Genomic DNA, 18055 nt, shown 5'->3' on the forward strand with positions numbered 1-18055 from the left:
AATTGGGAGCTGGAAACGGCGCGCCATGCAGGTCGCGTGAAAACATGATGAATGCGTTGAGGGGCTATGTTCGCGTTAGCTGTTGTACACCCTGTAGGAGCGGATTTATCCGCGAAATTCGCGGCTGAAGCCGCTCCTACCGAAAAGCCAGGGTCGTTAACGTGCGCTAGCCATCAGTTTTCACACCACTTACGTGTACGCAATGTGCAGAGACCTTAGCCCCTGCGGTGGCGAACGCCAAGTACCGCGCGGACAGTTCACGCGCGCGGCGCAAAACTACCGGAATGTGCGTGACAGGGCAAACCTACGTTCGTCGGCGCAGCTGGCACTTGGCCACGTTTGCAGGCATTCTAACCGGCTCGCGCGAGCGCAGGCATGCCCGCGCGTCTCAACGCTTAAAATAGCCCAGCACTGGCTGCAGGTTCACAGAACGTGTCGATTCCCTCATCCCTGCCTTCCTCCTCCCCGGGCGAGTCGCGCGCAGCATTGCGCCGTGCACTGGTGGTGCTGGTGCTGGCGATGCTGGGATTGCTGGCCTGGCAGCTGACCCAGGAATACCGCCAGTTGCTCGATAGTCAGAAGCAACTGAGCCAGGGTTACAGCGCCCAACTGGCCAAGCACCTGAGTCTGAACATGCGCCTCAAGGCACAGGCGGGCCAGGCGATGCTGCAAAGCAGCCCTGCGCGCGCTGGCGACGGCAGCGAATTGGTCACGGCATTGCGCAGCATCTTCCCGACCGTCAACAGCGTGGCCTGGCTCGATGCCGACGGGCAGTTGCTGGCCGACAGCGCCAGCGAGTCGCGCGACCTCAGCTTCATTCGCAACCAGCAGCAACGCAGCGGCGCGGCGCCCTATCACTTCGCCTTCAGCGCACTGGACGGCGGCGCGCTCTACCTGCTGCTGCGTCAGCCTGACGACAGTCACCGAGTATTGCGCATGCGCACCAGTGCGTTGCGTGGCTGGCTGCGCGAGCAGCACCAGAGCGAGCATGACTGGTTGCTCGAAGATCTGCTCAGTCACCGCGTGATAGCACGTGCCGATGACCTGCAACAGGCTGGCGGCATCATCGCGCCGGTTACTGCGGCAGAACAGGCACAAAGCCTGGAACTGATCGCCCTGCCCGGCAGCGACTGGCAACTGCGCGCCCTGTTCGATGCAGAACGCGCCGGCAACGAGCTGATGCCGACCCTGGCCGGCAAGTTCCTGCTGTTCGCGCTGTGCAGCCTGCTGACCCTGCTGGCCCTGTACGGCCTGCAACGCGAGCAGCGCAGCCTGCAGCGCCTGAATACCGAAACACGCCGCTCGCTGCGCCAGGCCGCCAGCGCGCTCGGTGCCGTCGAAGAACGCATTCTGGTGACCCAGGCCGATGGCAAGGTGCGCTACCTGAACCCGCAGGCCGAAGCGCTGTTCGGGGTTCCCAGCAACGTGGCCGGGGAACTCCATCTGCTTGATCTGCTGCCCGATCTCGACCCGCTGCTGCTCAACAGTCCACAACTGAGCAGCGATCTGGGACCGGAGCTGATCAGAGTCGAAAGCGAGGGGCGCGAGCGACTGTTCGCCGTGACCCGTAGCGATATCAGCGAAGTCGGGCGTCATGCCGGTTACGTCTGGGTGCTGCGTGACGTGACCGACGAGCAGCAGGCCATGCGCGTGCTGCAGGAAACCCGCAGGCGCTATCAGGATATCTTCGAGGGCACCGGCGTGGCCCTGTGCGTGCTCGACCTCTCCGGCCTGCGCTGCCTGTTGCTGCAGCACAAGTTGCGCGATGCGGCGGGTCTGCAGCGCTGGTTGCAGGCCGATGCCGAGCATCAGCAACTGTTGGTCGAGCAACTACGCATTACCGAAGCCAACCAGGTGGCGCTCAACCTGCTCGGGGTGAAGAGCACCGAGCAGGCCTGGCAGCAACTGATCGACAACGGCCCGATACAGCACGACGATCTGCGTTATCGCCTGGCCGTGGCCGTGCTCGAAGGCCCCAATCTGGTGGAGCTGGAAACCCAGCTGGTCACCGCACAGGGCCTGCAGCGTCATGTATGGCTGGTACTGCGTCTGCCGGAAATGATTCAGGATTATCAGGCCGTCACCCTTAGCATCAGCGATATCACCAGCCGCAAGCGTATCGAGCTGTCGCTGATCGAGCGTGAGCGTTTCTGGTCCGAGGTGGTGCGCTCGGTTCCTGACCTGCTCTATGTACATGACATGCAGAACCGGCAAGTGCTGTTCAGCAACCACAGCCTCGGATTGCAGCTGGGCTATAGCGTCAGCGAGCTCAAGGCGATGGCCGGAGACTTCTGGGAGCAGGTACTGCACCCGGACGACAGCGAATACTACTGGCGCATTCGCAACCTGCAGAAAGTGGTCGGCAACGGCCTGCTGCTCGAATCGGTGCTGCGCTGGCGTCACCGCAATGGCCAATGGCACTGGTTCAGCATCCGTGAGCAGGCTCTGGCGCGTGATGAGCGCGGTCGCGTCAGCCGCCTGATCGGCTTGGCCAAGGACATTACCGAGCAGATCGAGCGCAACCAATCGCTGCGTGACAGCGAGCAACGCTACCGTCTGCTGGCGGAAAGCATCAGCGACGTGATCGTCTCCACCGACGACAGCCTGAACCTGAACTACGTCAGCCCGTCGGTGGAAGCCATGCTCGGTTACGACGCCGAATGGGTGACAACCAACGGCCTGCAAGGCCTGGCGGCCAACCCGCAGCAGCTCGCCAGCCTCTACCAGCTGCTCGAGCGGATTCGCGATTCGCTCGGCGAGCGTGACCGCCTCGAGCGTCTGCGCGAGGAGCTGCCGGATCAGCTCTTCGTCTTCGACTGCCTGCGCGCCGACGGCCACAAGATCCCGGTGGAGCTGCGCCTGGTGCTGATGTGGGACGAGAACGGTCGCTTCGGAGGCATCCTCGGCGTTGGCCGCGACATCAGCCAGCAACGCCGCGCGGAAAAAGACCTGCGCATGGCCGCCACGGTATTCGAGCACTCCACCGCAGCGATTCTGGTGACCGACCCGGCCGGTTACATCGTTCAGGTCAACAAGGCCTTCAGCCGCGTCAGTGGTTATTCCGCCGGCCAGGTGCTCGACCAGCTTCCCGGCATGCTCACCGCCGACCGCCAGCAGGCGGCGCACCTGCAGTACATCCTCGGCCAACTCAACCAGCGCGGCAGTTGGGAAGGCGAGGTGTGGCTCAAGCGCAAGGGTGGGGAGAACTTCCCGGCCTGGGTCGGCATTACCGCGGTGCATGACGAGGAAGGCGACCTGGTCAGCTACGTGTGTTTCTTCAGCGACATCAGCGAACGCAAGGCCAGCGAACAGCGCATCCATCGTCTGGCCTACTACGACGCCCTGACCCACCTGCCCAACCGCACCCTGTTCCAGGATCGCCTGCACAGTGCCCTGCAGCATGCGGATCGGCATGACGAATGGGTGGTGCTGATGTTCCTCGACCTCGACCGCTTCAAGCCGATCAACGATTCGCTCGGCCACGCCGCCGGCGACCGCATGCTCAAGGATGTAGCCGTGCGCCTGTCGGCCTGCGTCGACGGCGACGACACCGTGGCGCGCATGGGCGGCGACGAATTCACCCTGCTGCTGCAGCCGCGCGCCACCCGCGAGGGCGCATTGAATCGCGCCATTCATGTCGCCGAGCAGATTCTCTCCAGCCTGGCGCGCCCTTTCGTCCTCGAAGGCCGCGAATTCTTCGTCACCGCCAGTATCGGTATCGCCCTCGCCCCGCAGGACGGTAATGAGCTGAGCCAATTGATGAAGAACGCCGACACTGCGATGTATCACGCCAAGGAACGCGGCAAGAACAACTTCCAGTTCTACCAGGCCGACATGAACGCCAGCGCCCTGGAACGCCTGGAACTGGAAAGCGACCTGCGCCACGCCCAGGAGCAGGGCCAGTTCGTGCTGTACTACCAGCCGCAATTTTCCGGCGACGGCCGCCGCCTGACCGGCGTCGAGGCACTGCTGCGCTGGAGTCACCCGACACGCGGCCTGGTACCGCCGGATGAATTCATCCCGGTGCTGGAGGAGCTCGGCCTGGTGGTGCAGGTCGGTGAGTGGGTACTGGAGGAAGCCTGCCGGCAGCTCAAGGCCTGGCATGAGGAAAAGATCCGCATCCCCAAGATCTCGGTCAACCTGTCGGCCCGGCAGTTCGCCGAAGGCGATCTGACGACGCGCATCGCCGCCATTCTGACCAGAACCGAGGTGCCTCCGGCCTGCCTGGAAGTGGAGCTGACCGAAAGCATCCTGATGCGCGACGTGGACAGCGCAATGCAGACCCTCAGCGAACTCAAGCACCTGGGCCTGTGCATTGCCGTGGATGATTTCGGCACCGGTTACTCGTCGCTGAATTACCTCAAGCAGTTCCCCATCGACGTCTTGAAGATCGACCGCAGCTTCGTCGACGGTCTGCCGGACGGCGAACAGGATGCGCAGATCGCCCGCGCCATCATCGCCATGGCACACAGCCTGAACATGATGGTGATCGCCGAAGGCGTGGAAAGCCATGCGCAGCTGGACTTCCTGCGTGAACACGGCTGTGACGAAGTACAGGGCTACCTACTGGGCAGGCCTATGCCTGCACGCCAGCTCACGGCCCAGTTCAGCGGTGCAGCGCTGTTCATGCTGAGCTAGCGCCGCAAGGCAGATTGGCCGCCCCTTGCGCACGAGCAGCATGAAGGCCATTTGTCAGGCTCATGACCGACCTTCATATGCCTGAATGCGACCTTTGCGGTAGAATCCGCCGCCTATTTCTTCCGCCCAACTGGTTTTCAGGGGATTGCTATGTTCAGCCGTGATTTGAACCTCGCTCGTTATGACGCCGAACTCTTTGCCGCGATGGAGCAGGAAGCTCAGCGCCAGGAAGAGCACATCGAGCTGATCGCCTCGGAAAACTACACCAGCCCGGCGGTGATGGAAGCCCAGGGCAGCGTGCTGACCAACAAGTACGCAGAAGGTTATCCGGGCAAGCGTTACTACGGTGGTTGCGAGTACGTCGACGTGGTCGAGCAACTCGCCATCGACCGCGCCAAGGAGCTGTTCGGCGCCGACTACGCCAACGTCCAGCCGCACTCCGGCAGCCAGGCCAACAGCGCCGTCTACATGGCCCTGCTCAACGCCGGTGACACCGTGCTGGGCATGAGCCTGGCCCACGGCGGCCACCTGACCCACGGCGCCAGCGTCAGCTTCTCCGGCAAGATCTACAACGCCGTGCAGTACGGCATCAACGACCAGGGCCTGATCGACTACGACGAAGTCGAGCGCCTGGCCATCGAACACAAGCCGAAGATGATCATCGCCGGCTTCAGCGCTTACTCGCAGGTGCTGGACTTCCCACGCTTCCGCGCCATCGCCGACAAGGTCGGTGCCTACCTGTTCGTTGACATGGCTCACGTGGCGGGTCTGGTCGCTGCCGGCCTGTACCCGAACCCGGTGCCGTTCGCCGACGTGGTCACCACCACCACTCACAAGACCCTGCGCGGCCCGCGCGGCGGCCTGATCCTGGCGCGCAAGAACGAGGAGCTGGAGAAGAAGTTCAACTCCGCGGTATTCCCGGGCGGCCAGGGCGGCCCGCTGGAGCACGTCATCGCCGCCAAGGCCGTGTGCTTCAAGGAAGCGCTGCAGCCTGAGTTCAAGGCCTACCAGGCTCAGGTGATCAAGAACGCCCAGACCATGGCCCAGGTGTTCATCGACAACGGCTACGACGTGGTCTCCGGCGGTACCGAGAACCACCTGTTCCTGCTGAGCCTGATCAAGCAGGACATCACCGGTAAGGATGCCGACGCCGCTCTGGGTCGCGCCTTCATCACCGTGAACAAGAACAGCGTACCGAACGACCCGCGTTCGCCGTTCGTCACCTCCGGCCTGCGTATCGGCACCCCGGCCGTCACCACTCGCGGCTTCAAGGAAGACGAATGCCGTCAACTGGCAAGCTGGATCTGCGAAGTACTGGCCAATATCGGCAACGATGAAGTCGAAGGCCGCGTGCGCGAGCAGGTCAAGGCCCTGTGCGCCAAGTTCCCGGTCTACGGCAACTGAGGCCGCGTCTGAAACGAAGAAGCCCGCCAAATTGGCGGGCTTCTTTTTGCCTTCTAGATTTCCCTCTCGTGCACGGGATACAGCCGGTGCGCAGGGCGCACCCTACTGAACTCCGCGGGCCGTAGGGTGCGCCATGCGCACCGACAACGAAGCGGGCTTTACCGCCTACGCCGGCTGTTTCACATAGCGCGCCAGCTGCGCGTCACGGCTCATCACCTCGAGCGTGGCTGCCAGCACCTGCTCACTGGTGGCGTCGGCTTTACTGAAAATGCTGCCGAAGTTGTCGTGGGTGACCTTGGCGAAATGCGCACGATCCTGAGCCTCCACACCCAGCAAGGTGGCGTAGGCGTCCAGCGCTTCGCCCTGGCCCATCGCCATGTCTTCAGCGATGGAGTCGAGCATGCCGTTCATCGCCAGCATGGAGCGGCCGTTGTAGCCCAGCGCGCCACTGGTGTCGCAACCGTTGGTACCGGAAGTCATACCGAAAGTGGCATTACCCGAAGTGCCATTGGTGGTGGTGGCCAGGAAGTGCGGCGCCATGCCACGCTGCCCTTCGAACAGCATGTTGCCCCAACCGCAGCCATTGCCACCTGCAGCGTCGGCATACGCACCAACACTGGCCATGCTCAACAGGCCGAAGACCAAACCTTTGCCCAGCAGTCGCTTGCTCATATGTGTCGCTCCGCAATATCGAGTAATAAAAACTACACAAGGAGCTTTGGCGAGACTTGGCCACCTGTCAAACTTATGTACCTCAGCGGCGTCCGGCGGTACAGGGACGAAGCACGAGGCCGCCAGCCTTGGCTATAGTGATGTAAATCCTTCAGGAGTATGGGCATGAGTGAATCAGCCAACGAGCGTCGGCGCTTTCAGCGCATCGCCTTCGACGCCCCCACCGTGATTGCTCAAGGTGAGCGGCAATGGTCGGCAGCTCTGCACGATATTTCACTCAAGGGCCTGCTGGTCAAGACCCCACGTGACTGGAACGGGGACCCGAACCAGCCCTTCGAAGCCCTTATCGAACTGGGGGACGAAGCCAAGGTGAAGATGGAAGTGGTACTGACGCGCACCCAGCCGCAGTCGCTCGGCTTCGTCTGTCGGCATATCGACCTGGAATCGATCAGCCACCTGCGCCGCCTGATCGAGCTCAATCTTGGTGATGAGCAACTGCTGGAACGTGAACTGGCGGCATTGGGCGAAGACGACTAGGTTCTATACGAAAAGTCGTCGAGCGAAGGTCAGGCGAGGCAAAAACCGGTGAGGAAGCGCAGTTTACGAGTGGTAAATGAGCATTCCGAACCGGTTTTTAACGAAGCATCACCGAGCGCAGGCACTTTTCGTACAGAGCCTAGCAGTCAGTGGCGCAAGCAGGCAGCCTCTGCCTGTTCACGACGTTGGCGACGCGCCTGAATACGCTGCGCCTGACGACGCGCATCGCGCGACTCAATGGCCTTGGCGTCGAAGTTGAAAGCCCGGGAAAAGAAATCGAAGAACAGAAACATGATGGCGTCTCCTTCAGTGGATACGCCTTCATGCTGCGCGTCGATAGCCTGCTACTTATTGACCTCGGTCAATTTTCGACCCGCCCCACTCGCGGCAGAACGCCGCAGCCGATACAGAGACGTAGCCCGATGGATCTGTAGGAGCCGGCTTGCCGGCGATGCTTTTATCGATGATCGCCCGCAAGCGGGCTCCTACAGTTGGTACATGTGCAGGTACAGCAGGAAGGGTTTTAGCCGCGACTTTAGTTACTCGAAAAGCGCATCCAGCGCCTGTTCCAGGCGCGTGACGGCTACTATCTGCAAACCCGGCGGTGCTTCCTTGGGCGCATTGCCCTTGGGCACGATGGCGCGTTTGAAACCGTGCTTGGCCGCCTCTTTCAGACGCTCCTGACCACTCGGCACCGGACGGATCTCGCCGGACAGGCCGATCTCGCCGAACACCAGCAAGTCATGCTGCAACGGCCGGTTGCGCAGGCTGGAGATCACCGCCGCCATCAGTGCCAGGTCGGACGCCGTTTCCAGCACCTTGACCCCGCCGACCACGTTGAGAAATACGTCCTGGTCATAGGTCGGGATGCCGCCGTGGCGGTGCAGCACCGCCAGAAGCATGGCCAGGCGGTTCTGATCCAGGCCCAACGTGACGCGGCGCGGGTTGCCCAGGTGGCTGGTGTCGACCAGGGCCTGCACCTCCACCAGCATCGGCCGCGAGCCTTCCCAGGTGGCCATCACCACACTGCCGGGCACGGCTTCCTGAGCACGGGTGAGGAAGATCGCCGAGGGGTTGGAAACTTCCTTCAGGCCCTTGTCGGTCATGCCGAACACACCCAGTTCGTTGACCGCGCCGAAACGGTTCTTCACCGCCCTCAGCAGGCGCAGACGACCGTCTGACTCGCCCTCGAAATACAACACGGTGTCGACCATGTGCTCCAGCACGCGCGGGCCAGCCAGCGCGCCTTCCTTGGTCACGTGACCGACGAGAAAGATCGCCGTGCCGCTCTGTTTGGCGAAGCGCACCAGCAGCGCCGCACTCTCGCGCACCTGAGCGACGCCGCCGGGGGCAGACTGCAGTTGCTCGGTGAAAATGGTCTGGATCGAGTCGATGACCATGACCTTGGGCTTTTCCTGGCGCACGGTGGCGATGATCGACTCGATGCAGGTTTCGGTCATCACCTTGAGCTTGTCCTGCGGCAGATCCAGGCGGCGCGCACGCATGGCCACCTGCTGCTGCGACTCCTCACCAGTGACGTAGAGGGCGGGAAAACGCGTGGCGATATTGCACAGGGTCTGCAGCAGGATGGTCGACTTGCCGATGCCAGGGTCGCCACCGATCAGCACCACCGAGCCATCCACCAGGCCGCCACCGAGCACCCGATCCAGCTCGCCGGATGCGGTGGAAAAGCGCGGAATTTCCTCGACACTGACCTCAGCCAGGGTCTTGATATTGGCCTTGTCGCCGGCCCAACCAGTGCGCCCGCTGGGCGTGGCGCCCTCGACCACGGTTTCGACCAAGGTATTCCAGGCGCCGCACTCACCACACTGCCCTGCCCATTTGGGAAAGGTGGCGCCGCACTCGGTGCAGCCATACATGCGTTTTGCCTTGGCCATTGCGATCAATCCTGCCGCTGAACGAAGGCTGGAACGATACCGAACAACTGGATAAATTTACAGACCACACCACTCTGCCCGGAATGCTCATATGCAGATCCAACTGCTACCCACCAGCGCCGAACAGCTGCCGCTGCTGGCCAACCTCTACCAGTTCTACGCCTACGAGAGTTCCGACTGGGAGCAGGAGGATGTGGAGACGGACGGACGCTTCTACATCCACCAACCACACCTGCAACGCTACTGGCAGGAGCCGGGCTGGAGTGCGCAGCTGATCCTCGCCGATGGTTTCATCGCCGGCTTTCTGCTGATCGAGCGCAGCGACCTGCCGGGTATCGATGCGCCGGAATTCGCTGACCTGTTCATCCTGAAAAAGTACCGCCGCCACGGCATCGGTCGTGCGCTGGTGCAGCAGGTAATGGGCGACGGCAGCCCCTGGCTGCTGCGTTTCTACCACCAGGATGAGTTGGCCTGCGCGTTCTGGCAGCAGCTGTTGAGCGAATGGCCCAGACCGGCGCGCGAAGTGTGGACGGAAGAAGAGGCGGACGGGCTAATGCTGATCAGATAAGTTCGTCACCACCCCCTCCTACTTGCAGTAGAGGGGCGTTTTTCGTAGGAGCCAGCTTGCTGGCGATGCTTTTTATGGCGGATCGCCGGCAAGCCGGCTCCTACAAAGATCGAGTGCAACGGCTTAACTGACTGGCATTAGGCGGACGGGCTGCTCACTTATCTGATCAACCCGCCCGTACATTGAAAACGTCTGATCGCAGGGGCCCACTTGCGGGCGATCAGCCTTTCACCAACACGCCGGCAAACCGGCTTCTACGACTCAGCCCTTGCAGCCATTGCCACAACCGCAGCACTGCCCCGCAGCGCGTTTGAGCTGGCGCGCCAGCTCGTCCTTCATTGCCACACGGTTGAGTTTCAACGCGCTGAGGGCGACGTCATCGAGCAACTCGATACCGTCCTCGATACGGCAGATGCGCTTGTCCAGTGCTTCGTATTCTTCGGCCAGGCGCGAGAACTGTTCATCGCTCTGGCGCAGGCGCTGCAGTTCGTTGCGCAGTTCGGGGAAATCATGAACCAGCGGATGATGGTCGACGTGCATGGTGGAGCCTCTGACAGGAAAGATGGCTCCAGCCTAGCGTCACAGACACCCCGCTCACTTGATCAGGATCAAGCACTGCCCGCCTTGCGCAACAGTTCGGCGATCTCGTCCTTGAGCGCCACCCGCTGCAACTTCAGGCCCTGCAGGATCAGATCATCCGCAGCCTCACGCCCCGCCTCGATGGCGTAGATACGCCTGTCCAGTGCTTCATAGTCACTGGCCAAACGTGGAAAGTGCGGGTCGCTGTGCAGCAACGTGCGCAAGGCATCGTGCTGCTGCGGAAACTCTCGACTAAGCGGATGATGTTCGAGCGGCATGGAGGATTCTCCGGAAAGGGTTTCCTTAGGGTCTGTTGCCGTTTCGACGCGAGCCGCGTTGCTGCGCGAAACGGCAACAGACCCTAGCCTAGTCGAAGCTGCGCCGAATGCTGCAGCGCAAGGAGTTACAAGCCCTTGCGTACCTGCGCAGCCCTCTGAAACAAAATGTTGCAGCCTTGCTGCAATATCACCTGTCCTTTTGCGTTAATTTTATCGGCCGTTCGTCACTAGCCCATCTACATGACACTCCTGATAGCGTTCGCTGTCCTCTCCATCCTGGTTTCGTTCATCTGCTCCATCCTCGAAGCCGCCCTGCTTTCCCTCACGCCTAGTTACATCGCACAGCAGAAGGCCGACAAACCGCAGCTGTACGAAAGGCTGAAAGAGCTCAAAGACAAGATCGACCAGCCGCTGGCGGCCATCCTGACCCTCAATACCGTGGCACATACCGTTGGTGCGACTGGTGTCGGTGCGCAGGTGGCAATCGTCTTCGGTGACGGTTACCTGGGTATCGCCTCGGCGGTCATGACCCTGCTGATCCTGGTGCTTTCGGAAATTCTGCCGAAGACCATCGGTGCACGTTACTGGCGCGCCCTGGCGCCCGTTCTGCCGGGCATGCTGCGGGCAATGATCCTGCTGCTCAAGCCGTTCATCGTGCTTTCAGACCTGATCATGCGCCTGTTCGGCGGCAAGGAGCCGGAACATGATATTCGCCAGGAAATCAAGGCACTGACCCTGCTCGGCCGTGAAGTGGGCAAGCTCGACGAAGACGAACATCGAGTGATCAGCAACATCCTCGACCTGCACGAGATTCGCCTACGCGACATCATGACGCCGCGCATTGTCTGCGAGTCGGCCGCACCGGATGAGTCGATTGCCGCATTCAAGGCACGTGCCCGGGAAAGCCAGTTCTCCCGCTACCCGGTCATTGGCGAAGACGAATCCCCGCTGGGCGTGGTGTTTCGCTACGACGCCCTGGCCGCCGAGAACGATGCCGAGCCAATCACCCGCATCATGAAGCCGCTCAAGGTCGTGCCGGAAAGCATGAACGTGGAGAACCTGATGACCCTGATGATGCAGGAACGTCAGCACATGTGCCTGGTGTACGACGAATTCGGCAGCTGGCGCGGCCTGGTGACCCTGGAAGACATCATGGAAACCATCATCGGCAAGCCGATCCTCGATGAGACCGATGACATTCCCAATATGCGCCGCTTCGCCAAGCGCCGCTGGGAGCACCGCATCAAGGCCATCCGCGAGGACTGATCACCAGTAGTTCTCCACCGCCACCTGACCCGGTCTGCGGGTCAGGCTCAGGTTGAGGCCGCGCGCTTTCAGACGCTGGCGAATGTCTTCGATCATCTGCGGGTTGCCGCAGATCATCACCCGCGAATGCTCGGGCGTCAATTCCAGCCCGGCAGCGCGCTCCAGCTCGCCGCTGTCGAGCAGGTCGGTGATCCGCGCATGCAGGCAGCCCGGCGCCTGTTCACGGGTAACCACCGGCAAATAGGTGAGCTTGTGCGCGAACTCGGCCAAATGCTCCAGTTCAGCGAAGCTTCTGATCAGCGGCTGATAGGCCAGCTCGGCGCTGGTGCGCGCGCTGTACACCAGCACGATGCGCGCGAAGCGCTGCCACACCTCGAAGTCCTGCAGGATCGACAAAAACGGCGCGATGCCGGTGCCGCTGCCCAACAGCCACAGATCGCGGCCATCGACGAAGCGATCCAGGGTCAGGTAGCCGGTGGCCTGCTTCTCCACCAGCAGGCTGTCGCCAACCCGCAGGCGGCTCAGCTCGCGGGTAAATTCACCGCCCGGCACCACGATGGAGAAGAACTCGAGAAACTCGTCATGCGGCGCGGACACCAGCGAATAGGCACGCCAGACCACTGAACCATCGACTTTCTCGACACCGAGACGTACGAACTGCCCGGCGCGAAAGCGAAAGCCCGCATCCCGCGTGGTACGCAGGGTAAACAGGCTCGGCGTCAGGCTGTGAACCTCGAGCAGCGTCTGACGGGTGAACTTGTTGTCACTGACGGTCATAATCTCCCCCCTTGTCCGAATCTGCTGTCAGTGTCGCCTATTGTGCGACCGGCAAACACCGACGGTTTCCATGCCTATTTTCACAACCCCCTTCGCCAGCCTCGAACTCCAGCGCCAGCCGCATCAGGCCAACGAGCCGCTGCAAGCTTTCGACGCAGCCGACGAATACCTGCTCGCGCACCTGCACGAGCACGGCATCGAAGCCGGTAGCCGCGTGCTGCTGCTCAACGACAGCTTTGGCGCCCTCGCCTGCTCACTGGCCGGGCACTGCCAGGTGACCAGCAGCAGCGATTCGCACCTGGGCTTTCTCGCCCTGCAGAAAAACCTCGCCAGCAATGGCCTGAGTGGCGACGCAGTCACTTTTTTGCCGAGTAGCGAAACGCCACAGGGGCCGTTCGACTGGGTACTGATCCGCGTGCCCAAGACCCTGGCGCTGCTGGAAGAACAACTGATCCGCCTGCACGGCCAACTGGCGCCGGGCGCTCGCGTGGTCGCCGGGGCGATGATCAAACACCTGCCGCGCGCTGCCGGTGATCTGCTGGAACAATACATCGGCCCGGTACAGGCCTCGCTGGCGGTGAAGAAAGCCCGCCTGCTCAGCGCCATGCCTGAGGCCAAGGCCGCGCCACGCTCGCCCTACCCGAGCCGCTATCGCCTGGATAAACCGGCGCTGGAGCTGATCAACCACGCCAACGTGTTCTGCCGCGACGGCCTGGATATCGGCACCCGCGCCTTCCTACCGCACCTGCCACGCCACCTCGGCGCACGCCGCGTCGCCGATCTGGGCTGCGGCAACGGCGTGCTCGGCATCGCCTATGCCCTGGGCAGCCCGCAGGCACAGCTGACCCTGGTGGACGAGTCGTACATGGCGGTGCAGTCGGCGCAGGAAAACTGGCAGGCGGCGCTGGGTGAGCGACCTGTCACCATTCGTGCTGGCGACGGCCTGGCCGAGCAGCCGGCCGACTCGCTGGATCTGGTGCTGTGCAATCCGCCGTTCCATCAACAGCAGGTGGTCGGTGATTTCCTCGCCTGGCGCATGTTCCAGCAGGCCCGCGCGGCATTGGTGACCGGCGGTGAGCTGTGGATCGTCGGCAACCGCCACCTGGGCTATCACGCCAAGCTGGCGCGGCTGTTCCGTGGCGTCGAGCAGGTGGCGGCCACCCCGAAGTTCGTGGTGCTCAAGGCGAAAAAGTGACCCGTTGATTGTAACGACCGAAAAGTATCACTAAAGTGACACTTTCATCTTCGCAACGGGCACCGTCCATGAAAATCGAGTTGGTCACCAACCTGAAGCGACAGGCCACCAAGATTCTGGCCGACCTTCACGAGTCCAAAGAACCCGTACTGATCACCGAGCATGGCATGCCTTCGGCTTACCTGGTGGATGTCGATGACTACCAGTTCATGCAGAAGCGCCTCGCCCTTCTGGATGCATTGGCTCGCGGAGAGCGGGCCATCGCCGAGGGCAACACGTTCAGCCACGAGCAAGCCAAGGAGCGGCTGGCCAAGTGGCTGAAATAGTCTGGACAAGCGCCGCGCTGGAGCAGCTCAACGACCTCGCCGAGTACATCGCCCTCGACAAACCGGATGCCGCCAGAGCGCTGGTCGGCAAAGTGCTGGAAGCCGTTGCCCGGCTGGAACAATTCCCCCTCTCCGGGCGGGTGCCGGAGGAGCTTCCCGGCGCTGTCTATCGCGAGGTCGTCGTGCCTCCCTGCCGAATCTTCTATCGGCATAGCGATGAAAAGGTCTTCATCATCCACATCATGCGAGAGGAGCGCATGCTGCGCGCTCACATGCTCGGATGAATCTCACAGGGTCAGGGTAAAGCGCGACAGCAACGCCCCCGGCAACGCCATCGAACCCGTCTGCCGGGCGCCATAGGTACCGCTGGGCAGCAACAGTTCGGGCTCGCGGGTCAGAGCCTCGAGTTGCGGGCCGAGAAAATCGAACAGCGAGTCGTCGAAACGCATGGTGTTGACCGGCGCCTGGATCTGCCCGTCCTCGACCCAGAAGGTGGCGAAGCGGGTCATGCCGGTCAGGCGCCCGGCCGGCAGATCGGAGAAGTTGCCGTACCACAGGTTGCCGATATATAGCCCCGTGCCGAGCCGCTGCAGCACCTCGCGCTCATCCAGATCGCCGCCGTGCATGTGCAGTGACAACGGGTATTCGCCGCGTCCGGCACCATTGGCGGTCAGGCCGTACTCGGCAGCGCTGCGCGAGCTGACCAGGCGCTCGCCGGGGCGACCACGGTCGATCAGGCGCAGCGGCTGGCGTGGCCCTTCAGGCGTGAAGGCCGGAGCCAGACCGCCCTCGATGCGCTCGTCCACGGTCACCTGGGTGTTGAGCTCGGCCTTGCCGCTGAATAGCCGCTGCAAGGGGCTGCCGCCCGAGGCCAGCGCCTGCGCACCGAAGCCCCAGCAGCACAGACTGACCAGCTCCTCCAGCGCTGCCGGCGCCAGATAGGCGCGATAAGCGCCCGGTTGCAACGCCTTGGCCGGACGGCCGAGAAACGCCAGTTGCTGTCGCGCGCTGTCGAGCTTGCAGGCGAACGCCTGAGCGTCCCACTGCTCACCGGCATAAGCGCTTTTCACCGCCTGGCCGTTGTCATGGAACAGGCTGAATTCGAGGTTGAAACTGCTGGCGGCGTACCAGCCGAACGCGCCCCAGGAACTGGCGAAGCCCTGATACTGCGGGCCGACGGCGAGAAAGCCGACCAGATCCAGCCCCTGCGCTGCTGCAACCACCTGGTGCGCGATGGTCGTGCCATCCAGCGCAACCGTTTCACCCATGGATTCGCTGCGCCAGGCGTCACGGTTCAGGCGCAGATAAGGGTCGTCACTCAGGGTCGGCAGCACGTCACGCAGGTGCTGCAAAGCCTGCTGCAGCAGGGGCAGATCCTCGTCTAGCACCCCACTGAGCGCCAGCTTGCTTTCGGCATGGCGCTGCCCCTGGTACAGCGACAAGGTGACGTACACCTGCTGCACCTGCCCGGCCTGACGCACCTGTCCCTGGTTGAAGCGGATAAAGCTGGAGACCTCGGCGTCGTAGGCCAGGGTAAAGCCCTCCTCGCCCACGACTTGCGCCTGCAGATACTCCAGCAACGCGGTGAAATGCTGACGTGCATCCATCAGGCGACCCCTCCAAACACATCGATATCGGCGAATACACAGGCCGGTGAGGCATGCCCGACACGGATCACCTGATTGGGTTCGCCCTTGCCGCAATAGGGCGTGCCCATCACCTCGAAGGTGCTGGCGTCGCCGACCGCCTTGAGGTTGCGCCAGAAGCCCGAGCTGATACCGCGGTAGTTGGGGTTCTTCACCACGCCCTTGAGTTCGCCGTTTTCGATCAACTGGCCCCATTCACAGCCGAACTGGAATTTGTTGCGCGCATCGTCGATCGACCAGGAACGGTTGTTGCTCATCAGGATGCCGCGCTCGATGCCACCGATCAGCTCGGCCAGGCTCTGCTCGCCCGGTTCCAGATTGAGGTTGGCCATGCGGTCGATGGGCGGTCGGTTCCAACTGCAGGCGCGGCTGTTGGCCACACCCAGCAGGCCACTGCGCCATTGCGACAGCGCGCCGCCGAGCGGACGCTGAAGGATGCCGTCACGGATCAGTAGCTGCCGTTCGGCCGCGTGCCGTCATCGTCATGGCGATAGCTGGACAACTCTCCAGGCACATCCGGATCGAAACTGACATTGAGCAGCGGCGAGCCATATTGGTAATGCCCGAAATCGCTCTGACGGATAAAGCTGGTGCCGGCGAAATTGCGCTCATCACCGAGAATGCGGTCCAGCTCCAGCGGATGGCCGATGGACTCGTGAATCTGCAGAATCATCTGGTCCGGCATCAGCAACAGATCGCGCGAACCGTTCGGGGTGTTCGGCGCCAGCAGCAGTTGCAATGCTTCGTCGGCGATACGCGCGGCGCTGCCGATCACACCCAACTGCTGCAACACCTCGGCGCCGCCCTGGCGCGCCAGATGCGTGCCGCCGAAGCTACGGCTCTGGCTGTCGTGTTCGTCGCTTGCGGTAACGCCCACCTGCGGGAACACATAGCGCTGGGCGCGCCGCAGGCAGGCGCCCGCGCTGTTGAGAAATATCTGCTCATAGCAGGTGAACGTCAGCCCGACGTGGCTATCGACCAGACGCGCATCCTGGGGAATCAATGCCGACTCTGCCATCAACAGCTCGAACCAGTGGGCAGCGCCCGCCAGCGGCTGCTCGTAGCCTGGCATCACATCGTCGCTGTGCTCGGTGGGGTGCGACAGGCTGGCGAGATCCAGCAGGTTATGCCCGACCAGGGCACAGGCCATCAGCTCGGCACGCTCCAGCGCAGCCTGCAAGCCAGCCTGACTGAGATCGCTGGTGGCCGCATAGGCTTCGACACCGGCGATACGCACTGTGAGCATGGCGCCAGCATCGTCGACGAAGGAAGGCGCCTGCGCCACACGCCGCCGCACCCAGTAGGACTCCCTGCTCTCGCGCACATGGCGCAGCGACCAGTAGTCGGCAGTGGATTTCAGCGCTGCGAAGCGGCGTTTGAGGGTATCGCTGAGGGCGAACATAGGGGCTCCCTTGTTAGGTGGCACAGGGAGGCAGTATGGGAAGGATTGGCGGGATGGGGCAACCAGGACAGCGGCGAGCAGTCCGTAGACGGGTGGCTATTTGATGGCGTAGTGTCGTAGCCGATTTTGTATTCAGCGCGATTAAAAATAGGTCGCGCCTTGGAACGAAGATCTACCTGTTATCGCTATGGTGGATGAGAAAAGCGTCATCCACCCTACTTGCCGTTTTAGATGATTCACAACGGAGAATTAAGTTGAAATTAAATTCAATCGCCATTCTTTTACTACTTACCGTACATACAACCGCGCTTGCTGCTGATGCAGAAACAGATGCACATCTCCGGAAAGGTCTTGCTCAGGCTATTAGCTCATTGCCGATGCAGGTAGACAAAAGAACGACCTTGGTATCATTAATGCTGCTGCCAGGTCATGTCCTTAGCTATAGATATTCCTTAGACCTAAATGGCATGATTGATGATGCGGCGGCACAAGCCAATTTGAGCCGAGCCCAACTCCTGCAGAGGCTCCAACAGAAATCTGGAAACGATTGGTTAAAACTCTGGGCTGACCAATACATCTTCCCACTCATAGTAAAAAGTGGCTGTAGCCAACCGTTCACTCAGTCAATACTGAAGCTCGGCTACACGATTAACCACACGATGACGAATACCGACGGCACCTATCTATTTGAGCGGTTTATCACCCGCAAAGACTGTAATTTTTAATTCACTTGGCCGCTGCGCGAGCTCACTGACGGTTAATTAACGCCCTGTAGTTAAAGGTTGGCATATGAATAGCTCTCCCCCCTTAACTGATCCGATAGCTCAATTTGCCTGGCACCGTATAAATGGAAAAGATTGGCCTATTAC

Annotated in this window: 16 protein-coding genes and 1 pseudogene; 9 read left to right on the plus strand and 8 right to left on the minus strand. The window is 61.8% G+C overall.

The features are described 5' to 3' along the window. Positions 1-432: 432 nt before the first annotated feature. Positions 433-4638 (plus strand): sensor domain-containing protein, encoded by a 4206-nt coding sequence (locus tag N5J71_RS03935; RefSeq protein ID WP_424960556.1) that lies wholly within the window; start codon positions 433-435, stop codon positions 4636-4638. A 150-nt stretch (positions 4639-4788) separates the two neighbouring features. Further along, the gene (glyA, locus tag N5J71_RS03940; protein WP_074676021.1) at positions 4789-6042 is read left to right on the plus strand and encodes a serine hydroxymethyltransferase; all 1254 of its coding nucleotides are present in this window, start codon (positions 4789-4791) and stop codon (positions 6040-6042) included. A gap of 165 nt (positions 6043-6207) precedes the next feature. Here glyA and N5J71_RS03945 read toward each other — a convergent pair whose 3' ends face one another. After that, the gene (locus N5J71_RS03945) at positions 6208-6714 is read right to left on the minus strand and encodes a DUF3015 domain-containing protein (protein ID WP_279916353.1); all 507 of its coding nucleotides are present in this window, start codon (positions 6712-6714) and stop codon (positions 6208-6210) included. Positions 6715-6879: 165 nt separating this feature from the next. Here N5J71_RS03945 and N5J71_RS03950 point away from each other — a divergent pair, with 165 nt between their 5' ends. Continuing rightward, positions 6880-7251 (plus strand): PilZ domain-containing protein, encoded by a 372-nt coding sequence (locus tag N5J71_RS03950; protein WP_279916354.1) that lies wholly within the window; start codon positions 6880-6882, stop codon positions 7249-7251. Between the two features lie 146 nt (positions 7252-7397). Here N5J71_RS03950 and N5J71_RS03955 read toward each other — a convergent pair whose 3' ends face one another. Then, a complete protein-coding gene (locus tag N5J71_RS03955; protein ID WP_017678812.1) occupies positions 7398-7544 on the minus strand; it encodes a hypothetical protein in 147 nt (48 codons plus the stop codon). A gap of 246 nt (positions 7545-7790) precedes the next feature. Continuing rightward, entirely contained in the window at positions 7791-9149 is a 1359-nt protein-coding gene (radA, locus tag N5J71_RS03960) for a DNA repair protein RadA (protein WP_017678811.1), read from the minus strand. 91 nt (positions 9150-9240) lie between these two features. Between radA and N5J71_RS03965 the strand changes: the two genes are divergently transcribed. Continuing rightward, positions 9241-9717 carry a GNAT family N-acetyltransferase gene (locus N5J71_RS03965; RefSeq protein ID WP_279916356.1) on the plus strand — a complete coding sequence of 159 codons (477 nt, stop codon included), beginning with the start codon at positions 9241-9243 and terminating at the stop codon, positions 9715-9717. Positions 9718-9978: 261 nt separating this feature from the next. Here the strand turns inward: N5J71_RS03965 and N5J71_RS03970 are convergent, their stop codons facing one another. Beyond that, positions 9979-10257 carry an HP1242/YdcH family protein gene (locus N5J71_RS03970; RefSeq protein WP_004425044.1) on the minus strand — a complete coding sequence of 93 codons (279 nt, stop codon included), beginning with the start codon at positions 10255-10257 and terminating at the stop codon, positions 9979-9981. A 68-nt stretch (positions 10258-10325) separates the two neighbouring features. After that, on the minus strand, positions 10326-10574 hold the full coding sequence (locus N5J71_RS03975; RefSeq protein ID WP_004425048.1) for an HP1242/YdcH family protein: 249 nt from the start codon (positions 10572-10574) through the stop codon (positions 10326-10328). Positions 10575-10814: 240 nt separating this feature from the next. On the opposite strand from N5J71_RS03975, the gene N5J71_RS03980 reads away from it, so the two are divergent. Next, complete coding sequence (locus N5J71_RS03980) at positions 10815-11840, plus strand: CNNM domain-containing protein (protein WP_279916357.1); 1026 nt, start codon at positions 10815-10817, stop codon at positions 11838-11840. On the opposite strand, the gene N5J71_RS03985 is transcribed toward N5J71_RS03980, so the two are convergent. Continuing rightward, positions 11841-12617 carry a ferredoxin--NADP reductase gene (locus N5J71_RS03985; RefSeq protein ID WP_279916358.1) on the minus strand — a complete coding sequence of 259 codons (777 nt, stop codon included), beginning with the start codon at positions 12615-12617 and terminating at the stop codon, positions 11841-11843. A 70-nt stretch (positions 12618-12687) separates the two neighbouring features. On the opposite strand from N5J71_RS03985, the gene N5J71_RS03990 reads away from it, so the two are divergent. From N5J71_RS03990 to N5J71_RS04000, 3 genes are all read left to right on the plus strand, one after another. Beyond that, on the plus strand, positions 12688-13812 hold the full coding sequence (locus N5J71_RS03990; protein ID WP_279916359.1) for a methyltransferase: 1125 nt from the start codon (positions 12688-12690) through the stop codon (positions 13810-13812). Between the two features lie 68 nt (positions 13813-13880). Next, positions 13881-14138 (plus strand): type II toxin-antitoxin system Phd/YefM family antitoxin, encoded by a 258-nt coding sequence (locus N5J71_RS03995; protein ID WP_279916360.1) that lies wholly within the window; start codon positions 13881-13883, stop codon positions 14136-14138. After that, entirely contained in the window at positions 14126-14422 is a 297-nt protein-coding gene (locus tag N5J71_RS04000; protein ID WP_279916361.1) for a type II toxin-antitoxin system RelE/ParE family toxin, read from the plus strand. Before N5J71_RS03995 ends, N5J71_RS04000 begins: the two co-directional genes overlap by 13 nt. Positions 14423-14425: 3 nt before the next feature. On the opposite strand, the gene N5J71_RS04005 is transcribed toward N5J71_RS04000, so the two are convergent. After that, the gene (locus N5J71_RS04005; protein WP_279916362.1) at positions 14426-15745 is read right to left on the minus strand and encodes a TldD/PmbA family protein; all 1320 of its coding nucleotides are present in this window, start codon (positions 15743-15745) and stop codon (positions 14426-14428) included. Next, positions 15745-17186, minus strand: a pseudogene (locus N5J71_RS04010) (TldD/PmbA family protein). Before N5J71_RS04010 ends, N5J71_RS04005 begins: the two are co-directional and overlap by 1 nt. 254 nt (positions 17187-17440) lie before the next feature. Between N5J71_RS04010 and N5J71_RS04015 the strand changes: the two are divergent. Next, positions 17441-17911 carry a hypothetical protein gene (locus N5J71_RS04015; protein ID WP_162884207.1) on the plus strand — a complete coding sequence of 157 codons (471 nt, stop codon included), beginning with the start codon at positions 17441-17443 and terminating at the stop codon, positions 17909-17911. Positions 17912-18055 lie beyond the last annotated feature (144 nt).

The organism is Ectopseudomonas oleovorans, assembly GCF_029845265.1.
GTDB classification, from domain to species: Bacteria; Pseudomonadota; Gammaproteobacteria; order Pseudomonadales; family Pseudomonadaceae; genus Aquipseudomonas; species Aquipseudomonas oleovorans.